Source organism: Methylobacterium mesophilicum SR1.6/6 (assembly GCF_000364445.2).
Classification (GTDB): Bacteria; Pseudomonadota; Alphaproteobacteria; order Rhizobiales; family Beijerinckiaceae; genus Methylobacterium; species Methylobacterium mesophilicum_A.
This window is the reverse complement of sequence record NZ_CP043538.1, coordinates 1,034,460-1,054,527: the sequence shown is the minus strand read 5'-3', so window position 1 is coordinate 1,054,527 and position 20,068 is coordinate 1,034,460. Positions and strand designations below refer to the sequence as shown.

Genomic DNA, 20,068 nt, shown 5'->3' with positions numbered 1-20,068 from the left:
CCCCTATATAGGTACGGCATCGCGCGGCGGCAGGGGGGTGCGTATATTGAGTTCGGGAGAATGCCGCGGCGCGGCGCCCCGCTCGAAGATGTGGCGGGCCCAGGACACCCGCACGACGGCGCCGTGGGCATCCGGCGCCGAGACGTTGGTCAGCGTCAGCTGGGCGCCCGAGCGCTCGATCAGCGTCTTGGCGATGAACAGCCCGAGGCCGAGCCCGGCCCCCACGGTCCCGCCGGTCTGCGGCCGGTCCTGGCTGCGGGTCGTCACGTAGGGCTCGCCCGCCCGCAGCAGCACCTCGCTGGAGAAGCCCGGCCCGTCGTCGCGGATCTCGATCCAGACGCGCTCCTGGCTCCAGCGCCCCTCCACGGAAACCCGCGCCTCCGCGAAATCGACGGCGTTGTCGAGGATGTTGGCGAGGCCGAACATCACCCCCGGGTTGCGGCGGCAGGCCGGCTCCGGCCCGTCGCCCGTGCTGGTGACGTCCAGGACGGCGCCGAGCCCGCGCTGCGGGGCGACCAGCTCCTCCACGAGGTGGCTGAACGTGACCGTCTCGAGGAAGTTCGCCCCGTCCCCGTCGAGGGAGGTGAGCTTGCCCAGAATGCCGCGGCAGCGGTCGACCTGCTCGCGCAGCAGCTCGAGATCCTCCGCCACCGCGGGCGAGGCCGTGGGCCCGAGCTGGCGGATCAGCTCCTTGGTCACCACCATGATGGTGCCGAGCGGTGTGCCCAGTTCGTGGGCAGCGGCCGCCGCCAGCCCGTCGAGCTGCGAGAGGTGCTGCTCGCGGGCGAGCACCAGCTCGGTGGCGGCGAGCGCCTGGGCGAGGAGCCGGGTCTCCTCCGCCACCCGCCACGCGTAGACGCCCGTGAAGGCGGTGCCGAGCAGGATCGCGGTCCAGACGCCCGAGACGTACAGGAACGGCAGCTCGATCCGCCCGTCGGCGAACCAGGGCAGGGGCCGGTGCACCAGGGCCAGCAGCGTCGCGAGCCCCACCGCCAGGAGACCGAGCGCCAGGGTCCGCTCCGGGGGCAGCGCGGTGGCGGAGATCAGCACCGGCGCGAGGAACAGCAGCGAGAACGGGTTCTGCAGGCCACCCGTGAGGAACAGGAGGGCGGCGAGCTGCACGATGTCGAAGGCCAGCAGCAGCGCGGCGGAATCGTCGCTCAGCCGGTAGCTCGCCGGGAAGCGGATCCGCAGGGCGAGGTTCAGCCAGGACGAGGTGGCGATCACCAAGAAGCACCAGCCGAAGGGGAGCGGCAGGCCGAGGCCGAACTGTGCCCCCACGACCGCCGCGCTCTGGCCCGTGATGGCGAGCCAGCGCAGGCGGACGAAGGTGTCGAGCCGCAGATGTCGGGCGTCGCGGCCGAGGCCGCTGAGATCGGTGTCGGGCATGCGCAGGTTCGGTATGCGCCCGACGGCACGCGCCGCCCGGCTTCTCGCGGGTCGTTTCCGCGATCCCGACCCCTTGGCGCAGGAGCGGGGATCCCAGCAAGCCGACTCGGACGAGTCGTCGCTGGCTAACGTCGTCACAGGCAACGGGTCACAGGCAAGTTGTCTCAGGCAAGTCGTCGCGGGTGCGGGATGTTCCGCCTTCATTCAGCGTGGAGCATTATCCTAACGTGTCGGGTTGGACGGGGATGGGCCGCGTGGCTGGATGCCGCCGACCCGATCAGGACTGCGAGGTGACGATGCTGCTGGCCTATTCCATGTACGAGGGCGCCCGCGCCCTGATGGCGCCGGCCCGGGTCGCCGCGGACCTTACGCGCTACGGGCTGCAGATGCCGGGCAATCCCCTGGCCTACGGACCCTACGCCCGCGCGGTCAGTGCCGGCTGCGAGATGTTCGAGCGCGTCACCCGCCAGTACGGCAAGCCCGCCTTCGGGTTCACCGAGACGGTCGTCGACGGCACCCCCGTGCCGGTCACCGAGCGGGTGGTCTGGGAGCGGCCGTTCTGCCGCCTGATCGCCTTCGACCGCGCCTTCCCGACGGCTCCTGCCGAACCGCAGCCGAAGCTGCTGATCGTCGCGCCGATGTCGGGCCACTACGCCACGCTGCTGCGCGGCACCGTGGAGGCGATGCTGCCGAACCACCGGGTGTTCATCACCGACTGGACCGACGCCCGGATGGTGCCGGTGGTCGCCGGACGGTTCGACCTCGACGACTACATCGACTACCTGCAGGAGATGTTCGCCGTCCTCGGGCCGGACCTGCACGTGATGGCGGTGTGCCAGCCGGCGGTGCCGGTGATCGCCGCGGTGGCGCTGATGGAGGCGACCGACGAGCCCGCGGTGCCGGCCTCCATGACCCTGATGGGCGGGCCGATCGACACGCGCCGCTCGCCCACCGCGGTGAACTGCCTCGCGCAGGAGCGCGGGCAGGCGTGGTTCGAGAAGAACACGATCAGCCTCGTGCCGCCGATCTATCCGGGCGCCTGGCGCCAGGTCTATCCGGGATTCCTGCAGCTGTCGGGCTTCATGGCGATGAACCTCGACCGCCACGTCACCGCCCACTCGGACATGTTCGACCATCTGGTGAAGGGCGACGGTGACTCGGCCGAGAAGCACCGCGAGTTCTACGACGAGTACCTCGCGGTGATGGACCTCACCGCCGAGTACTACCTCCAGACCGTGCAGACCGTGTTCGTCGACCACGCCCTGCCGAAGGGCCTGATGACGCACCGGGGTACGCCCGTCGATCTCGGGGCGATCCGCCGCTGCGCCATCCTCGCCGTCGAGGGCGAGAACGACGACATCTCGGGCGTCGGGCAGACCAAGGCGGCTTTGGACCTGACGCCGAACCTGCCGGAGGCGCGCAAGGCCTACCACCTCCAGGCCGGCGTCGGCCATTACGGCGTGTTCAACGGGTCCCGCTACCGGGCGGTGATCGCGCCCCGCATCGCCGCCTTCATCCGCGCCATGCAGGCGAATCCGGGCGTGCGCGGCGCGCACCTGCGGCAGGTGGGCTGAGGCGGCCGCGGAACGCAGCGTGGGTTCCCTCTCCCGTGTCGGCTTCGCTGTTCACACACCTCCTCTGAGAGCGGACAAGACGGCTCCGCAGGTCTCCCTCCCCCCTCTGCGGGGGAGGGGGAGCAGCGGAGCTGTGTGTGCCTGTTCCTGATCGAGATGTGCGAACAGCGTAGTCCGCTCGGGAGAAGGGCCGGTCGCGGTCCGTCGCCTGTAAAGCCCCACGCCGCGCGCCGATGATCCCTTGGTCATCCTGAATACATAACGCACTCGCGGCCGTGCTGGCGCGGGGTTTGCGTGAGGCGCGCCGTGAGCCCGCTGACCCCACCTGCCGCCCGCGCCAGTCCCCACGCCGTCCGTCCGACGGCCGCGCGGACGCTTGCCCGGGCCCCGTTGTCACGCCGGGCCATTGCGCCTCTGCTTAAGAATTGTTCAAACTCGCCCGCAAGGTGCGGGCCGGCGGCCGATGCTTGAGATCCGCACCGCCAGGGAGACGACGATGGACCGCAGGACCTTTCTCAAGGGCTCGGCTGCGCTCGGTATGGCTGCGCCGCAACTCGCGCGGCCGGCGCTGGCGCAGGGCGCCAAGGTGCTGCGCTTCGTGCCCCAGGCGAACCTCGCCAATTTCGATCCCATCTGGGGGACCCAGTACGTGGTGCGCAACGCCGGCACCCTCGTCTGGGACATGCTGTACGGCGTCGACGACCAGTTGAAGCCGCAGCGCCAGATGGTCGAGTCCGAGGAGGTCTCGGGCGACAAGCTGACCTGGACCTTCCGGCTGCGGCCCGGCCTCAAGTGGCATGACGGCGAGCCGGTGCAGGCGAAGGACATCGTGGCGAGCCTCAACCGCTGGATGGCCCGCGACCCGATCGGCATCATGATCCGCGGCGTCCAGGACGAACTCGCGGCGACCGACGACCGGACCTTCCGCTGGCGCCTCAAGAAGCCGTTCCCGAAACTCCTCTACGCGCTCGGCAAGACCAACGCCCCGATGGCGCTGATGATGCCGGAGCGGATCGCCAAGACCGACCCGTTCACCCAGATCACAGAGTATGTCGGCTCGGGTCCGATGAAGTTCGTGCGCAACGAGTGGGTGCCCGGCGCCCGGGCGGTGTTCGAGACGTTTGCCGACTACAAGCCCCGGGACGAGCCGAATTCCTGGCTCGCCGGGGGCAAGCGCATGCTGGTCGACCGGGTCGAGTGGGTGATCATGCCGGACGCGGCCACCGCCTCGGCGGCCCTGCAGAACGGCGAAGTCGACTGGTGGGAGAACCCGATCTCCGACCTCGTCCCGCTCCTGCGCAAGAACGCCAACCTCAACGTCGATATCGCCGACCCGCTGGGCAATATCGGGTCGTTCCGGATGAACCACCTGTACCCGCCCTTCGACAATCCGAAGATCCGGCAGGCGGTCATGACCGCGATGAGCCAAGAGGATTACATGCGGGCGATCGTCGGCGACGACGACAGCCTGTGGAAGAAGCTGCCGGGCTTCTTCACCCCCGGCACGGCGCTCTACAGCGAGGCGGGCGGCGAGAATGTCGGCAAGGGCGACATCAAGCTCGGCCAGAAGCTGCTCAAGGAAGCCGGCTACAAGGGCGAGCCGGTGGTCTGCATCGTGGCCCAGGACCAGGGGATCACCAAGGCGCAGGGCGACATCACCGCCGACCTGCTGAAGCAGATGGGCTTCAACGTCGACTTCGTCGCCACCGACTGGGGCACCACCGGCACCCGGCGGACCTCCAAGGCGCCGCCGTCCCAGGGCGGCTGGAACATGTTCCACACGTGGCACGCCGGCGCCGACACCATCAACCCGGCCGGCTACCCGGCGGTGCGGGCGAGCGGCGACAAGGCGTGGTTCGGCTGGCCGAACATCCCGCCGGTGGAGACCGCCATCGCCGAGTGGTTCGATGCCGCCGATCCGGCCGCCGAGAAGGCCGCCATCGACAAGGTCAACGCCGCCGCCTGCGAGGGCGTGGTCTACGTCCCGACCGGGTTCTTCCTCGGCTACCAGGCGTGGCGGAAGAACGTCTCGGGCATCGTGAAGGGGCCGATCCCCTTCACCTGGGGCGTGTCGAAGGCGTGAGGGGGCGGGTGATGGTCGGGTCGGCACGCCTGGTGCGGGCTCCCTCCCCCCTCTGCGGGGGAGGGGGATGCGTCGAGCCCTTCAGTCCCTCTCGCCCACGCCCTAGCGAGGCCCCATGCTCGGCTATATCGGCAGGCGCATCCTCGCCACCATCCCGGTCATGGCGGTGGTCGGGCTGTTCGTCTTCAGCCTCCTCTATTTCGCCCCCGGCGACCCGGCGGCGATCATCGCGGGCGACCAGGCGACGCCCGACGACGTCGCCCGCATCCGCGCCACGCTCGGCCTCGACCGGCCGTTCCTGGTGCGGTTCTGGGAATGGTCCTGGCAGATCCTCCACGGGGATCTCGGCACCTCGATCTTCACCAACCTGCCGGTCACCACCATGATCGGCCAGCGGGTGCAGCCCACCGTCTCGCTGATGCTCGTCACCCTGGTCTTCGCCATCGTGGTGGCGGTGCCGCTGGGCGTCGTCGCCGCCTGGAAGGCCGGCAGCCTGATCGACCGCCTCGTCATGGGGCTCGCCGTGACGGGCTTCTCGGTGCCGGTCTTCGTGGTCGGCTACATCCTGGCCTACGTCTTCGCCCTCGAACTCGGCTGGCTGCCCGTCCAGGGCTATACGCCGATCGAGCAGGGGCTCTGGCCCTGGCTGTCCAACCTGATCCTGCCGGCGGTGACGCTCGGCCTCGTCTACATCGCGCTGATCGCCCGGGTGACGCGGGCCACCATGCTCGACGTGCTGAGCCAGGATTACGTGCGCACCGCCCGGGCCAAGGGGCTGTCGCAGGGGCCGGTCCTGTTCGTCCACGCCCTCAAGAACGCCGCGGTGCCGATCGTCACCGTCATCGGCATCGGCATCGCCCTGCTGATCGGCGGCGCGGTGGTGACCGAGACGGTCTTCGCCATCCCCGGCCTCGGGCGCCTCACCGTCGACGCGATCCTGCGGCGCGACTACCCGGTCATCCAGGGCGTCGTGCTGCTGTTCAGCTTCGTCTACGTGCTCGTGAACCTCGCCATCGACCTCTTCTACACCGTGCTCGACCCGAGGATCCGCTATTGACCGCGACCGTCGCGCCCTTCCCCGACCACGCCCCGCCGGCGGGCGCCCCGCCCGAGGGCGTGACCGCCAAGGCAGCACCGCCGCCCGGCCTCGCCGTCGCGGCGCCGCTGCCGGACGTCATCCCGGCCCGCAAGCGCCGCGGCCCGGTCTGGACCTACGTGCGCCGCAACCCCACCATCGTGGTCGGCGGCGTGCTGCTCCTCATCGTCTTCCTGATGGCGGTGCTGGCTCCCTATCTCGGCACCGTCGACCCGACCGCCCTGGCGCCCGCCAAGCGCACCCGGGTGCCGTCCGCGCAATACTGGTTCGGCACCGACATGCTCGGCCGCGACGTCTACTCGCGGGTGGTCTACGGGGCGCGGGTCTCGCTGCTGGTGGGCTTCTCGGTGGCGTTCCTCGCCTCGGTCGCCGGGCTGGCGGTCGGGCTCGTCTCCGGCATGGTGCGCTGGCTCGACGGGATCGTCATGCGGGTCGTCGACGGCATGATGTCGATCCCGCCGATCCTGCTCGCCATCGCGCTGATGGCGCTGACCCGCGGCTCGGTCCAGAACGTCATCATCGCCATCACCATCGCGGAGATCCCCCGCGTCGCCCGCCTCGTGCGCGGCGTGGTGCTGTCGCTGCGCGAACAACCCTACGTCGAGGCGGCCGTGACCACCGGCACCCGGATGCCGGCGATCATCTGGCGCCACATCCTGCCCAACACGCTGGCGCCCATGACCGTGCAGGCGACCTACATCTGCGCCTCCGCGATGATCACGGAGGCGATCCTGTCGTTCATCGGCGCGGGCGTCCCGCCCTCGACGCCGTCTTGGGGCAACATCATGGCCGAGGGCCGGGCGCTCTGGCAGGTGAAGTTCTACATCATCCTGTTCCCGGCCATCTTCCTCTCGATGACGGTGCTCGCCGTGAACCTCGTCGGCGACGGCCTGCGCGACGCCCTCGATCCCCGCATGGCCAAGGACGTCTGATGAGCACCGGCGTGAGCGGCACCCCCCTCCTGTCGATCGAGAACCTGCAGGTCCATTTCCGCACCCCCGACGGGGTGAACCGGGCGGTGGACGGGGTCTCGTTCGCGATCCAGTCGGGCGAGACCCTGGCGATCGTGGGCGAGTCCGGCTGCGGCAAGTCGGTGACCTCGATGTCGATCCTGCGGCTCCTGCCCGAGCCGCCGGCCCGCATCGCCGGCGCCATCAAGTTCGAGGGCAGGAACCTCCTCGACCTGCCCAACAGCGCCATGCGCAAGATCCGCGGCAACGACATCAGCGTGATCTTCCAGGAGCCGATGACCTCGCTGAACCCGGTGCTGACGGTCGGCCGCCAGATCGGCGAGACCCTGCGCCTGCACCAGGGCCTCGGCCGGCGCGAGGCCGAGGCGCGGGCCGTGGAGATGCTGACGCTGGTCGGCATCCCCGAGCCGAAGCGCCGGGTGCGGGAATACCCGCACCAGCTCTCCGGCGGCATGCGCCAGCGGGTGATGATCGCCATCGCGCTCGCCTGCTCGCCCAAGCTCCTGATCGCCGACGAGCCGACCACGGCGCTGGACGTGACCATCCAGGCCCAGATCCTCGACCTGATGCGCGACCTGAAGGCCCGGGTCGGCGCCGCCATCATGCTGATCACCCACGATCTCGGCGTGGTGGCCGAGGTCGCCGACCGGGTGGTGGTGATGTATGCCGGCCGCAAGGTCGAGGAGGCGCCGGTCCGCGACCTGTTCCGGGCGCCGCGCCACCCCTACACCCGCGGCCTGATGGGGGCGGTACCGAAGCTCGGCGCGGTCGAGCACGGGGCCGACGCGCGGCTCGCCGAGATCCCCGGCATGGTGCCGAGCCTGAAGGGCCGGATCGAGGGCTGCGTCTTCGCCGGGCGCTGCCCGGAGGTCACCGACCTGTGCCGCGCCTACGCCCCGGCCCTGGAGCCGAAGGCGCCGGGCCACCTCGCCGCCTGCCACTACGCGCCGAAGGACGCCCTCGCGGCATGAGCGCCACGCCCGCACCCGCCGGCCGCACCCTGCTGGAGGTCAACGACCTCAAGAAGCATTTTTCCCTCGGCGGCGGCCTGCTCGGCCGGCAGACCCGGGTGCTCAAGGCGGTGGACGGCCTGTCCTTCACGGTCGCCCGCGGCGAGACCCTGTCGCTCGTCGGCGAGTCCGGCTGCGGCAAGTCCACCGTCGCCAAGGCGCTGATGCGGCTCTACGCCCCCACCGCCGGCCAGGTGGTGCTCGACGGGAAGCGCATCGACGACCTCTCGGCCGGGACGCTCCGGCCCCTGCGGCGCCACATCCAGATGGTGTTCCAGGACCCGTTCTCGTCGCTCAATCCGCGGATGCGGGTTCGGGCGATCCTGGCCGAGCCGATCCGCAATTTCGGGCTGGCCCGCAACGCCGCCGATCTGGAGAGTCGGCTGGCCAGCCTGATGGAGCGGGTCGGCCTGCCGCGCGAGGCGCTCGGGCGCTTCCCGCACGAGTTCTCGGGCGGCCAGCGCCAGCGCATCGGCATCGCCCGGGCGCTCGCCGCCGAGCCGGACCTGATCATCTGCGACGAGGCCGTCTCGGCGCTCGACGTCTCGGTCAAGGCGCAGATCGTCAATCTGCTGCGCGACCTGCAGCGCGAGCTCGACCTCGCGATGCTGTTCATCTCGCACGACCTCGCCATCGTCGAGCACATGACCCACCGGGTGGCGGTGATGTATCTCGGCAAGATCGTCGAGATCGGTCCGCGCCGGGACATCTTCCTGGCGCCGAAGCATCCCTACACCCAGGCCCTGCTCTCGGCGGTGCCGATCCCCGAGCCCGGGGCCGGGCGCACCCGGATCGTGCTCAAGGGGGACGTGCCGAGCCCGATCAACCCGCCGTCGGGCTGCCGCTTCCACACCCGCTGCCCGCACGCCTTCGACCGCTGCCGGACCGAGGTGCCGGCGCTGGATCCTGTGGGCGCCGGCCACCTTGCCGCCTGCCACCTCAACGACGCGGTCGCTCGGGCGGCATGACGGTTGAGCGTCCCGCGAAACACATCCGGAGCCTTCCGTGCCGCACGACCTCATCCTGAAGGGCGCGCGGGTCATCGACCCGTCGCAGAACCACGACGGAATCTGCGACGTCGCCTTCGCGGACGGCCGCGTCTCGGGCTTCGGCCGCGACCTGCCGGCGGGACCGGGCACGCAGGTCCGCGACATGGACGGCGCCATCGTCGCGCCGGGCCTGATCGACCTGCACACCCATGTCTACTGGGGCGGCACCTCGCTCGGCATCGACGCCGACGCATTCTGCCGGACCTCCGGGGTCACCACCTCGGTCGATACCGGCAGCGCCGGGCCGGGCAATTTCGCGGGCTTCCGCAGTCACGTGATCGAGCGGTCGCAGGCGCGGATCCTCGCCTACCTGCACGTCTCCTTCGCGGGCATCTTCGGCTTCTCGAAGACCGTCATGGTCGGCGAGAGCGAGGACCCGCGGCTCATGGCGCCCCGGGAGGCGGTCGAGGTCGCCGAGGCCAACCGGGACGTGATCGTCGGCATCAAGGTCCGGGTCGGGCGCCACGCCTCGGGCGACCAGGGCACCGCGCCGCTGGACATCGCCCTGCAGGTGGCGGAGGAGACCGGCCTGCCGCTCATGGCCCATATCGACGAGCCGCCGCCGAGCTACGAGCAGGTGCTGGCGATGCTCCGCCCCGGCGACGTGCTGACCCACGCCTTCCGGCCCTTCCCGAATTCGCCGGTGACCGCTCAAGGAGCGGTGAAGCCGGCGCTCCGCGAGGCGCGGGCGCGGGGCGTGCTGTTCGACATCGGCCACGGCAAGGGCTCGTTCGCCTTCAAGACCGCCCGGGCCATGCTGGCCGGCGGCTTCCTGCCGGACACGATCTCGTCCGACGTGCACCAGCTCTGCATCGAGGGGCCGGCCTTCGATCAGGTCACCACCATGTCGAAGATGCTCTGCCTCGGCATGAGCCTCACCGACGTCATCGCCGCCTCCACGGTGAACGCCGCGGTGGCGCTCAAGCGCATGGAGTACGGCACCCTGAAGGTCGGGGCGCTGGGCGACGCCACCGTGCTGGCGGTCCGCGACGGCGCCTTCGACTACGTCGACACCCGCGGCGAGCACATGACGGGTGCCCAAAGGATCACCGCGGAGGGCGTGGTGCTCAAGGGCCGGTGGTGACACCCGGCCTGAGCCGGATGCCCTCGGCCCAGGACATCAGGCGGCCCGGACGGTCGCCAGGAAGCGCCCGACCTCGGCGGCGAGGTGCTCGGACTGGCGCGACAGCTCGGAGGCCGCGCCCAGCACCTGGCTCGCCGCCGCCCCGGTCTCCTCGGCGGCGCCCGCCACCCCGGTGATGGTGCTGGTCACCGCACCGGTGCCCTGCGCCGCCTGCGTGACGTTGCGGACGATCTCCTGCGTCGCCGCGCCCTGCTCCTCCACGGCGGCCGCGATGGTGGTCGCCACCCCGCTGATCTCCTGGATCCGCGCCGTGATGGAGCCGATCGCCGTGACCGCCTGACCGGTCGAGTCCTGGACCCGGCTGATCTGGCCCGAGATCTCCTCGGTGGCCCTGGCGGTCTGCTCGGCGAGCGCCTTCACCTCGGAGGCCACCACCGCGAAGCCGCGCCCCGCCGCGCCGGCCCGCGCGGCCTCGATGGTGGCGTTCAGCGCCAGCAGGTTCGTCTGCCCGGCGATCGACGAGATCAGCCCGACCACGTCGCCAATGCGGGTGACCGCCGCGCTCAGTTCCTGCACCAGTGCGCCGGTCCGGCCGACCTCGCTCACGGCGCGCCGGGCGAGGTCGGCCGAGCCGTCCACCTGCCGGCCGATCTCCTGCACGGAAGAGCCGAGTTCCTCGGCCGCGGCCGCCACCGTGTTGACGTTCGAGGCCGCCTCCTCGGCCGCCGCCGCCACGGTGGTGGACTGGGCCGAGGTCTGGCTGGCCATGGCCGACATCGAGCCCGCGGTGGCCTGCAGCTCGGTGGCGGAGGACGAGACGAGGCCGATGATGCCGCCGACCGCCCGCTCGAAGCTGTCGGCCATCTGGCGCATGCCACTTCGGCGCTGCTCCTCGGCGGCGAGCCGCGCCTCGGCGGTCTCCGCCTCCAGCGCCCGGGTGCGGATCAGGTTGTCCTTGAACACCTGCACGGCGGACGCCATGGCGCCGATCTCGTCCCGGCGGTCCCGGTACGGCACCGCGGCGGCCGCGTCGCCGCGGGCCAGGACCGCCATGGCCTGCGTGATGACCGTGATCGGACGCGAGACCCGCAGCATCCCGAACAGGGACGCCGCGAGCGCTGCCGCCACCGCGAACGCCACCGCCACGTAGGCGGCGACCATGGCGGCCTCGGCCTGCGTCAGGGCGGAGCTGGTCTCCTGATGGGCGCTGCGGTTGTTCAGCTCCGCGTCCGACCCAAGGGCCTCGCGCATGCGATTGTACAGGTCGAGCTGCGCGCGGCTGCCGATCAGCGCCAGCGCCTCCGCGGGCCGGCCCTGCTCGAGGAGCTGGGCCATCGCGCGGTTGGATTCCTCGTACTGCGCCCAGAGCCCGCTGAACGCCTCCCACAGGGCCCGCTCCTCCGGCGAGGAGATCATGGGCTCGTAGATCGCCCGGTCGGCCGCGAGCTTGGCCATGGCAGTCGCCTGCAGGTTCTGGTTGTCGGCACGCTGCTCGGGTGTGACGTTGAAGGTCAGCATGCGGAATTGTTTGACGCGGATGTCGGCCACGTCGTTCTGGATCGTTCCGAGGATCAGCACCGAGGGCAGCCAGTTCTTCGTCACCTCGTTCACAGAGTAGCGGATGCCGGACAGCTTGGTCAGCGAGAGAGTCCCCTGTCCCGCGGCGATGAGGGCGAGACAGCCGAAGGCTCCGATCAGGGATGCCTTGATGGATAACTGAAACCGCATGGAGGGACCCCGAAGATTTCTATCGATCCGAACCAATCGGATTGCGTGCATCACCATGCGGCGAATTGATGAAAGATACCTTTTAAGAAAATACTTCCACGGTGATCGCTAAATGAGCGGCTTAAGTCGGAAGAGATCAATACCTTATAACATTTGCAGTATTGTGATCTGAATAATGCCTTCAATATATGAAAACTAGACGAGAAACGAATATTAATGGTCGATACAGCGTCTTCGGCCGCCGTGACAGATGCGGCGCAAAGCGGGCCGCGCGGGGCGTGAGCGCCTTTACAGCCTCCGAGTGCGACCGATACACATTTCCGTGAAGCCCGGACCATATCCGGGCCGCCAACGAAACGTGGCCCAAGCCGCGGCGGCAGGGAGGAAGGATGGACACGGGTCAGCCTCTTCTGGAGGTGGACGGCGTCACGCTCCGCTACAAGACGCCCGAGCATCTCGTCACGGCCACCTACCGGGTGAGCTTCCGGGTCTGGCCGGGGGACCGGTTCGTGCTTCTGGGTCCGTCGGGCTGCGGGAAGTCGACGCTGCTCAAGGCGGTGGGCGGCTACATGGCGCCGACGGAAGGCGAGATCCGCCTGAAGGGTCAGGCGGTCACCGAGCCCGGGCCCGACCGGATGATGGTGTTCCAGGAGTTCGACCAGCTGCTGCCGTGGAAGACGGTGCGGCAGAACGTGGTGTTTGCCCTCGAGGCCTCGGGCCGGCTGAAGGGCCGCGCGGCCCTGGAGCGGGCCAACCTGTACATCGACAAGGTCAACCTGACCAAGTTCGCCGACAGCTATCCGCACACGCTCTCGGGCGGGATGAAGCAGCGCGTGGCCATCGCCCGCGGCATGGCCATGGAGCCCGACATCCTGCTGATGGACGAGCCGTTCGCGGCGCTCGACGCGCTCACGCGGCGGCGCATGCAGGACGAGCTGCTGGCGCTGTGGGAGGGCACGCGCTTCACCGTGCTGTTTGTCACCCACTCGATCCCCGAGGCGATCAAGGTCGGCTCGCGCATCCTGCTGCTCTCGCCGCACCCGGGCGAGGTCAAGGCCGAGCTCAACAGCGCCGACAGCCCGGAGGCGGCGCTGCGGCTGGAGGGCCGGATCCAGCAGATGCTGTTCTCGGAGGAGATCCAGGAGGCGGAGAATGTCTAGCGCGCAAGCCCTGACGGACGCGCCCCGGCCGGGGACGGTGCCGCCGCGGCCCACCCTTGCGGACCCGCCCCGGCCCGAGATCGTGCGCGAGACCGGCCACGCCCACGGCGCCACGGTGGTGGAGAAGAAGCTGTCGTGGGCCGAGCGGCTGTACAACCAGGCGTGGCTGCGCAAGCTGCTGATCCTGGCGCTGCTGGCCGGGATCTGGGAGGCCTACGGGCGCTACCTCGACAACGACCTTTTGTTCCCGACCTTCACCGCCACCGTGGAGGCGTTCGTGCGCGGCATCATGGACGGCACGCTGCCGGCGCGCGCCTGGGTGTCGCTGAAGGTGCTGCTGATGGGCTACGCCGCGGGCGTCGCGCTGGCGACGCTGCTCACCGGCGTCGCCATCGCGTCGCGGATCGGGACCGACTTCCTCGAGACCTTGACGTCGATGTTCAATCCCTTGCCGGCGATCGCGCTGCTGCCGCTGGCGCTGATCTGGTTCGGGTTGGGCAACGGCAGCCTGATCTTCGTGCTGGTGCACTCGGTGACCTGGGCGATCGCGCTCAACACGCATTCGGGCTTCCTGTCGGTGAGCCGGACGCTGAAGATGGTCGGGCGCAACTACGGGCTGTCGGGCCCGGGGCTGATCGGCAAGATCCTGATCCCGGCGGCGTTCCCCTCGATCCTGACCGGCCTGAAGGTCGGCTGGGCGTTCGCGTGGCGCACCCTGATCGCGGCCGAGCTGGTGTTCGGCGTGTCGTCCGGGGCGGGGGGCTGGGCTGGTTCATCTTCGAGAACAAGAACATGCTCGACATCCCGAACGTGTTCGCCGGCTTGCTCACCGTCATCCTGATCGGCCTCGTGGTCGAGAACCTGATCTTCCAGACCATCGAGCGCCGCACCGTCCAGCGCTGGGGCATGCAGGCCTGAGCGGCGGGAGCAGGCCGATCGTCGGGCGCGTACGTCGCATTCCGCGCGCGATGACTTCGCGGCGCGCGCGTCGAGCCGTTCCGAAGGCGCGCCTCCGCTCAGTCCATCCACGGACGATCGCGCGCAATCGGGCGCCCTCCCCGCCTTCGGCTGCGGCAAGTCATGTATATGACACATGAGTGTTGACAGACTTCGCGCCGGGCGTATCCTCGACCCGACGCCGACGAACTCGCGAGAGACGAGAGCGGCGCAACAACTGGTGAGGAACGCCATGACGGCACGGGGCATCATCCGGCTCATCGGGACAGTCGCGGCCCTGTGCGTGACGATCGGTGCCGCCCGCGCCGAGGTCTCGACCGTCCGACTCGCGAAACAGTTCGGGATCTCCTACCTGCCTCTGACGGTGATGGAGGAGGAGGGGCTGCTCGAAAAGCAGGCCAAGGGGCGAGGCCTCGACCTGAAGGCCGAGTGGCTGCGGTTCACCGGCGGCTCGGGGATGAACGAGGCCCTGCTCTCCGGCAACCTCGACTTCGCCTCCGGCGGCGTGGGGCCGTTCCTGACGATCTGGGGCCGGACCCAGGGGAACATCAAGGTCAAGGGCGTGGCGGCGCTGAACGCGATGCCGCTCTGGCTGGTGACCACCAATCCTGCGGTCAAGTCGATCAAGGATTTCGGCCCCCAGGACAAGATCGCGCTGCCGACCGCCAAGACCTCGATCCAGGCGATCACCCTGCAGATGGCCGCCGAGAAGGCCTTCGGGCCCGGCCAGCAGGCCAAGCTCGATCCGCTCACCGTCTCGATGGGGCACCCCGACGCGCAGACCGCCCTGATGGGGGGGCGCTCGGAGATCACGGCGCATTTCGGCTCCCCGCCCTTCCAGGAGATGGAGCTGAAGGACCCGCGGGCGCACAAGGTGCTCGACAGCTACGACGTCATGGGCGGTCCCCACACTTTCAACCTCGTCTGGGCCTCCGGCCGCTTCGTCACGGCCAATCCCAAGGTCACCGCGTCCTTCCTGGCGGCCCTGGAGGACAGCCTGAAGCTGATCCGGGACGATCCCGCGAAGGCCGCGGCGCTCTGGATCAAGGCGGAAGGCGCGAAGATCTCGCCGGAGGAGGCGGAAGCCCTCATCCGCGCCCCGCAGAATGTCTGGACCACCAAGCCCCAGCGCATGACCGACTATCTCGCGTACATGAACCGCGCCGGACTGGTCTCCGCCACGGCCTCCAGCGACGCCGAGCTGTTCTTCCCCGCGCCGGCGACGGGCGATGCCCCGAAGGAGGCCACGCGGTGACGGCCCCCGTCGATCATGCCGCCGTCGGGCAGAGCGCGACCGAGGCGCTGCGGGTGCGGGTCCAGCGGGGCGATGGGGTCGCGGACTACGTGGTGCCGCGCCGGGCCAACCAGACGGTGCTCGACGTCGTCACCGAGATCCAGCGCGACCAGGACCCGACGCTCGCCTACCGCTTCGCCTGCCGGGTCGGCATGTGCGGCTCCTGCGGCATGACGGTGAACGGGCGTCCGCGCTGGACCTGCCGCACCCGGGTCGCCGCGGTGGCGCCGGACGGGGTGCTGACCCTCGAGCCCCTGCGCAACCTGCCGGTGGTGAAGGATCTCGCGGTCGACATGGAGCCCTTCTTCGAGAAGTGGCGCCGGGCCCACGGCTATTTCGAGCCGGGCGAGAACCCGCCCGACGATTTCGCGACGGTCGCGCCGGATTCGCCCGCCCGCCAGGAGGTCGATGCCGGCATCGAGTGCATCAATTGCGGCGTCTGCCACGCCGCCTGCGATCTGGTGACGTGGAGCCCCGACTATCTGGGGCCGGCGGCCCTCAACCGGGCCTGGACGCTGGTCAACGACGTGCGCGACCGCGACCGGGATCGGCTCGCCGCCGTGGCGGGCGATGCCGGCTGCCATTCCTGCCACAGCCACATGAGCTGCACCGAGCATTGCCCGAAAGGCCTGAGCCCGACCTTCTCGATCGCGGGCCTGAAGCGTGAGACCGGCAAGGCGGCGCTGCGCCGGTTCTGGAGGCGCGGATGAGCCCGCTCCTTTACCTCGCCCAGCGCGGCACCGCGGCGATCCTGGCGGTCACGGTCGCGGTCCATCTCGGCACGATCCTCTACGCGGTGCGCGGCGGGCTCACGGCGGGCGAGATCCTGGGCCGGACGCACGGCAACCTCGCTTTCCTGCTGTTCTACGCGGTCTTCGTTCTGGCCGCCGCGATCCACGCCCCGATCGGCCTGCGCAGCATCCTGCGCGAGTGGACCGGCTGGCGCGGCCGCTCCCTCGATCTCGCCATGATCGCTCTCTCGGCCCTGCTCGCCGGTCTGGGCCTGCGGGCGGCAGTCGCGGTGTACGTGGCATGAGGACCGCCACGCCCACGGCCGGGCGGACCGGCATCACCCGCGCGTCCCTGCGCAGGCCCGGCTTCGCCGCCGCGCTGATCCACCGGCTCTCGGGCATCGCCCTCGCGCTGTTCCTGCCGATGCACTTCATCGCGCTCGGCACCGCGCTCCAGGGCGCCGACCGGCTCGAGAGCTTCCTCGGCCTCACCCATAACGGCTTCGTCCGCACGGCCGAATGGGGCCTCGTCTGCGCGCTGGCCGTCCACATGGCGCTCGGCCTGCGGGTCCTCGCCATCGAGTGGCTGCGCTTCCGCGAGCGCAATGCGCTCGTCGTGTCGGGCTGCCTCGCCACCGCCTTCGCGGTCGGCCTGCTGTTCCTCCTGAGCGGGGCCTGACCGTCGCCCCTGCCCATCGTCCTCGCCAGCGGAGACCCGCCATGGATCTCGACATCCGCGAATTCGAGGAGGTCTGCCGCGACCTCTACGTCCGCGCCCTGAAGATCCTGCCCCCCGACATCAAGGCCGGCTTCGCCGACCTGCAGCGGGCCGAGACCAGCGCCACCGGCCGCGCCATCCTCGACACGATGGTGGAGAACGTCGCGGTCGCGGAGCGCACGAAAAATATCCTCTGCCAGGATACCGGCATCCCGATCTACAACGTCGTCATCGGCGCCGACGTGCGCGTCGACGGCGCCGCCCTGAAGGCCGCGATCCGGCGCGGCTGCGAACGGGCCACGAAGGAGTTTTCCTTACGCTCCTCGGTGGTCCACCCGATCACCCGCAAGAACGAGCAGACCTCCTGCGGCATCCGCGTGCCGATCATCCACGTCGACTTCGACGACCGGCCCGAGACCGTGGCGGTGGAGATGATCCCGAAGGGCTCCGGCTCCGAGAACGGCTCGTTCCTGCAGATGCTGCTGCCCTCGGACGGGATCGGCGCGGCCAAGCGCTTCGTCATCGACCGGGTGATCGAGCTGGGCGGCCGGGTCTGCCCGCCGACCATCGTGGGCGTCGGGCTCGGCGGCACCTCCGACCTGTGCATGCATCTGGCCAAGGTGGCGGCGACCCGGCCGCTGCGCTCGGTCTGCTCCGATCCCGAAGGCGCCCGGATCGAGGCCGAGCTGTCGCGGGCGGTGAACGAGCTCGGCATCGGCCCGCAGGGGCTCGGGGGCCGGTCGACGAGCTTCGCCGTCCATGTCGAGCTCGCCGCGACCCACATCACCCAGAACCCGGTCGCCGTGAACATCCAGTGCCACTCCGCCCGCCGCGCCCGCGCGACGCTCACGCCCGGCGGCATCGCGTTCGATTGAGGAGCAGACCGTGGCCCACCACGTCCTCGACATGCCGGCCACTGAGCCCGAGATCCGGGCGCTCCGGATCGGCGACACCGTCACCCTGCGGCGCTGGCTGTTCGGCATCCGCGACGCGACCCTGATCCACATGTTCGACCGGGACCGCCGCACCCGGCTCGACCTCGACGGCCACGCGGTGATCCACACCGCGCCGAACGTCCACCGCGTCCCGGTCTCCAACGAGGCGCCGGTCGGCTTCGCGCCGTTCTGCATCGGCACCACCACGTCGATGCGCATGGAGCGCTTCACCGACGCCCTGATGGAGCGCGAGGGCGTGCGCCTCATCGTCGGCAAGGGCGGCATGGGTCCGGCGACCCTCGACGCCTTCGCCCGGCGCGGCGGCGCCTACCTGGCGATCGTCGGCGGCGCGGCGGCTTTGGAGACCACCTGGATCGAGACCATCGTGGACGTCGATCTCGACGACCTCCACCCCGAGAGCCTGTGGCAGTTCGCGATCCGCGATTTCGGGCCGCTGCTGGTCGGCATGGATTCCCACGGCGGCTCGCTCTTCGCCGACGTCCAGCGCGACGTGGCCGCCCGGCGCGACGCCGTCATCGCCTCCCTCGAGGACGCCCGATGAGCCCCGAACAGGTCGAGACCGACATCCTGATCCTCGGCTCCGGCGGGGCCGGGCTGTTCGCGGCGCTCCACGCCAAGAAGGTCGCGCCGGACCTCGACGTCACCGTCGCGGTGAAGGGTCTGCTGGGGAAATGCGGCTGCACCCGCATGGTCCAGGGCGGCTACAACGTGGCGCTGGCGCCGGGCGACTCGGTCGAGCGGCACTTCATGGACACGATCGAGGGCGGCAAGTGGCTGAACGACCAGGGACTCGCCTGGACGCTCGTCACCGAGGCGCAGGTGCGGATCCGCGAGATGGAGACCGAGCTCGGCTGCTTCTTCGACCGCAACCCGGACGGCAGCGTCCACCAGAAGGCCTTCGCCGGCCAGACCTTCGACCGGACGGTGCACAAGGGCGACCTCACCGGCATCGAGATCATCAACCGCCTGTCCGAGCAGGTCTGGCGCCGGGACGTGCGCCGCCTGGAGGATCATCGCGCCCTGGAGCTGATCCCCGCCCGGGACGGGTCGGGGCTGGCGGGCGTGCTGATGCTCGACATGCGCACCGGCGAACCGAAGCTGGTGCGGGCGAAGGCCGTGCTGCTCGCCACCGGCGGCGGGCCGACCATGTACAAGTACCACACGCCGTCCGGCGACAAGTCCTGCGACGGGCTCGCCATGGCTTTGCGCGCCGGGCTGCCGTTGCGCGACATGGAGATGGTGCAGTTCCACCCGACCGGGCTGCTCGCCGGCGCCGGCACCCGCATGACCGGGACGGTGCTGGAGGAGGGCCTGCGCGGGGCCGGCGGCTGGCTCCTCGATTCCACCGGCCAGCGCTTCATGGAGGCCTACGACCCGCGGGCCGAGCGGGCGACCCGGGACGTGGTCAGCCGCTCGATCATGCGGCGGCTGCGTGAGGGCTTCGCCACGCCGAGCGGGGGCGTCCACATCCAGATGAGCCACCTCGGTCCCGACGACGTGCGCCGCCGGTTCAAGGGCATGGTCGAGCGCTGCGCCGATTGCGGCTTCGATCTCGCGGGCGGGCTCGTCGAGGTCATCCCCACGGCCCATTACATGATGGGCGGCCTCCAGTTCGCGGTCGACTGCACCACGGCGCTGCCGCGCCTTTACGCTGCCGGCGAGGATACCGGCGGCGTCCACGGGGCGAACCGGCTGGGCGGCAACGGCGTGGCGAACTCCACGGTGTTCGGAGGCTTGGCCGGCCAGTCCATGGCGCGGGCCGTGCGGCGCGAGGGGCGCCTCGCCGAGCCCGATCCCGCCGCCATCGAGGCGGGCCTCGCCCGCGCCTACGGCCCGCTCGGCCGGCCGGCGGAGTCGCTGCCGGAGATCCGCGAGGCGCTCTACGAGACGATGTGGGCCGATGTCGGCATCCTGCGGGACGCGGCCGGCCTCACAAGGGCGCTCGCCACCCTCGACGGGCTCTCCGACGCGGTCGCCCAGGCCGGCGCGCCGGACGGCGACCGCCGCTACGCGCTCACCTGGATGGACCGGCTGAACCTCGAGAACCTCGTCCTGGTCTCGCAGGCCGTCGCCCGGGCGGCGCTCGCCCGCACCGACAGCCGCGGCGCCCATTTCCGCGAGGATTTCCCGGAGGCCTCGGATCTCGCGACCTCGCACTTCACCGTGGTGCGCCAGCGCGGCGGCGCCCTCGACCTCGCGATGGAGCCGGTGCACTTCACCCATGTCCGGCCGGGGGGCTCCCTCCTCGACGCGGCCGCCTGAGGTGGC

At 70.4% G+C, this 20,068-nt stretch carries 17 protein-coding genes and 1 pseudogene; 16 read left to right on the top strand and 2 right to left on the bottom strand.

The features are described 5' to 3' along the window. Nucleotides 1-3: 3 nt before the first annotated feature. The gene (locus MMSR116_RS04825) at nucleotides 4-1,389 is read right to left on the bottom strand and encodes an ActS/PrrB/RegB family redox-sensitive histidine kinase (protein ID WP_010685121.1); all 1,386 of its coding nucleotides are present in this window, start codon (nucleotides 1,387-1,389) and stop codon (nucleotides 4-6) included. A 296-nt stretch (nucleotides 1,390-1,685) separates the two neighbouring features. Between MMSR116_RS04825 and MMSR116_RS04820 the strand changes: the two genes are divergently transcribed. The 7 genes from MMSR116_RS04820 (at nucleotide 1,686) to MMSR116_RS04790 (ending at nucleotide 10,256) form a co-directional block, all read left to right on the top strand. Continuing rightward, nucleotides 1,686-2,963 (top strand): polyhydroxyalkanoate depolymerase, encoded by a 1,278-nt coding sequence (locus MMSR116_RS04820; RefSeq protein WP_039893927.1) that lies wholly within the window; start codon nucleotides 1,686-1,688, stop codon nucleotides 2,961-2,963. Between the two features lie 496 nt (nucleotides 2,964-3,459). Continuing rightward, a complete protein-coding gene (locus MMSR116_RS04815; protein WP_010685119.1) occupies nucleotides 3,460-5,046 on the top strand; it encodes an ABC transporter substrate-binding protein in 1,587 nt (528 codons plus the stop codon). Between the two features lie 115 nt (nucleotides 5,047-5,161). After that, nucleotides 5,162-6,103, top strand: a complete 942-nt coding sequence (locus tag MMSR116_RS04810) for an ABC transporter permease (protein WP_010685118.1) — start codon at nucleotides 5,162-5,164, stop codon at nucleotides 6,101-6,103. Nucleotides 6,104-6,162: 59 nt separating this feature from the next. Further along, nucleotides 6,163-7,074: an ABC transporter permease gene (locus MMSR116_RS04805; RefSeq protein WP_039893924.1), complete on the top strand. Its 912-nt coding sequence runs from the start codon at nucleotides 6,163-6,165 to the stop codon at nucleotides 7,072-7,074. Beyond that, a complete protein-coding gene (locus tag MMSR116_RS04800) occupies nucleotides 7,074-8,084 on the top strand; it encodes an ABC transporter ATP-binding protein (protein WP_010685116.1) in 1,011 nt (336 codons plus the stop codon). Before MMSR116_RS04805 ends, MMSR116_RS04800 begins: the two co-directional genes overlap by 1 nt. Continuing rightward, a complete protein-coding gene (locus tag MMSR116_RS04795; protein ID WP_010685115.1) occupies nucleotides 8,081-9,091 on the top strand; it encodes an ABC transporter ATP-binding protein in 1,011 nt (336 codons plus the stop codon). Before MMSR116_RS04800 ends, MMSR116_RS04795 begins: the two co-directional genes overlap by 4 nt. A gap of 37 nt (nucleotides 9,092-9,128) precedes the next feature. After that, nucleotides 9,129-10,256, top strand: coding sequence for an amidohydrolase/deacetylase family metallohydrolase (locus MMSR116_RS04790; RefSeq protein ID WP_010685114.1), 1,128 nt, complete (start codon nucleotides 9,129-9,131; stop codon nucleotides 10,254-10,256). A 36-nt stretch (nucleotides 10,257-10,292) separates the two neighbouring features. On the opposite strand, the gene MMSR116_RS04785 is transcribed toward MMSR116_RS04790, so the two are convergent. Then, entirely contained in the window at nucleotides 10,293-11,984 is a 1,692-nt protein-coding gene (locus MMSR116_RS04785; RefSeq protein WP_010685113.1) for a methyl-accepting chemotaxis protein, read from the bottom strand. 389 nt (nucleotides 11,985-12,373) lie between these two features. On the opposite strand from MMSR116_RS04785, the gene MMSR116_RS04780 reads away from it, so the two are divergent. The 9 genes and pseudogenes from MMSR116_RS04780 to MMSR116_RS04740 all read left to right on the top strand — a co-directional run bounded on the left by MMSR116_RS04780 (nucleotide 12,374) and on the right by MMSR116_RS04740 (nucleotide 20,062). Then, entirely contained in the window at nucleotides 12,374-13,144 is a 771-nt protein-coding gene (locus MMSR116_RS04780; protein ID WP_010685112.1) for an ABC transporter ATP-binding protein, read from the top strand. Continuing rightward, nucleotides 13,137-14,062 (top strand): annotated as a pseudogene (locus tag MMSR116_RS04775) (ABC transporter permease). The gene MMSR116_RS04780 and the pseudogene MMSR116_RS04775 overlap by 8 nt, the downstream one beginning before the upstream one ends. Nucleotides 14,063-14,333: 271 nt before the next feature. Further along, nucleotides 14,334-15,356 (top strand): ABC transporter substrate-binding protein, encoded by a 1,023-nt coding sequence (locus MMSR116_RS04770; protein WP_010685110.1) that lies wholly within the window; start codon nucleotides 14,334-14,336, stop codon nucleotides 15,354-15,356. Continuing rightward, nucleotides 15,353-16,105 carry a succinate dehydrogenase/fumarate reductase iron-sulfur subunit gene (locus tag MMSR116_RS04765; protein WP_010685109.1) on the top strand — a complete coding sequence of 251 codons (753 nt, stop codon included), beginning with the start codon at nucleotides 15,353-15,355 and terminating at the stop codon, nucleotides 16,103-16,105. The genes MMSR116_RS04770 and MMSR116_RS04765 overlap by 4 nt, the downstream gene beginning before the upstream one ends. Further along, on the top strand, nucleotides 16,102-16,431 hold the full coding sequence (locus tag MMSR116_RS04760) for a succinate dehydrogenase/Fumarate reductase subunit (protein WP_010685108.1): 330 nt from the start codon (nucleotides 16,102-16,104) through the stop codon (nucleotides 16,429-16,431). Before MMSR116_RS04765 ends, MMSR116_RS04760 begins: the two co-directional genes overlap by 4 nt. Then, the gene (locus MMSR116_RS04755) at nucleotides 16,428-16,805 is read left to right on the top strand and encodes a succinate dehydrogenase, cytochrome b556 subunit (protein WP_010685107.1); all 378 of its coding nucleotides are present in this window, start codon (nucleotides 16,428-16,430) and stop codon (nucleotides 16,803-16,805) included. Before MMSR116_RS04760 ends, MMSR116_RS04755 begins: the two co-directional genes overlap by 4 nt. A 41-nt stretch (nucleotides 16,806-16,846) precedes the next feature. Further along, the gene (locus MMSR116_RS04750; protein ID WP_010685106.1) at nucleotides 16,847-17,719 is read left to right on the top strand and encodes a fumarate hydratase; all 873 of its coding nucleotides are present in this window, start codon (nucleotides 16,847-16,849) and stop codon (nucleotides 17,717-17,719) included. 10 nt (nucleotides 17,720-17,729) lie between these two features. Next, nucleotides 17,730-18,341 (top strand): fumarate hydratase C-terminal domain-containing protein, encoded by a 612-nt coding sequence (locus MMSR116_RS04745; RefSeq protein ID WP_010685105.1) that lies wholly within the window; start codon nucleotides 17,730-17,732, stop codon nucleotides 18,339-18,341. Further along, complete coding sequence (locus tag MMSR116_RS04740) at nucleotides 18,338-20,062, top strand: L-aspartate oxidase (RefSeq protein ID WP_010685104.1); 1,725 nt, start codon at nucleotides 18,338-18,340, stop codon at nucleotides 20,060-20,062. Before MMSR116_RS04745 ends, MMSR116_RS04740 begins: the two co-directional genes overlap by 4 nt. The last annotated feature ends 6 nt before the right edge of the window (nucleotides 20,063-20,068 follow it).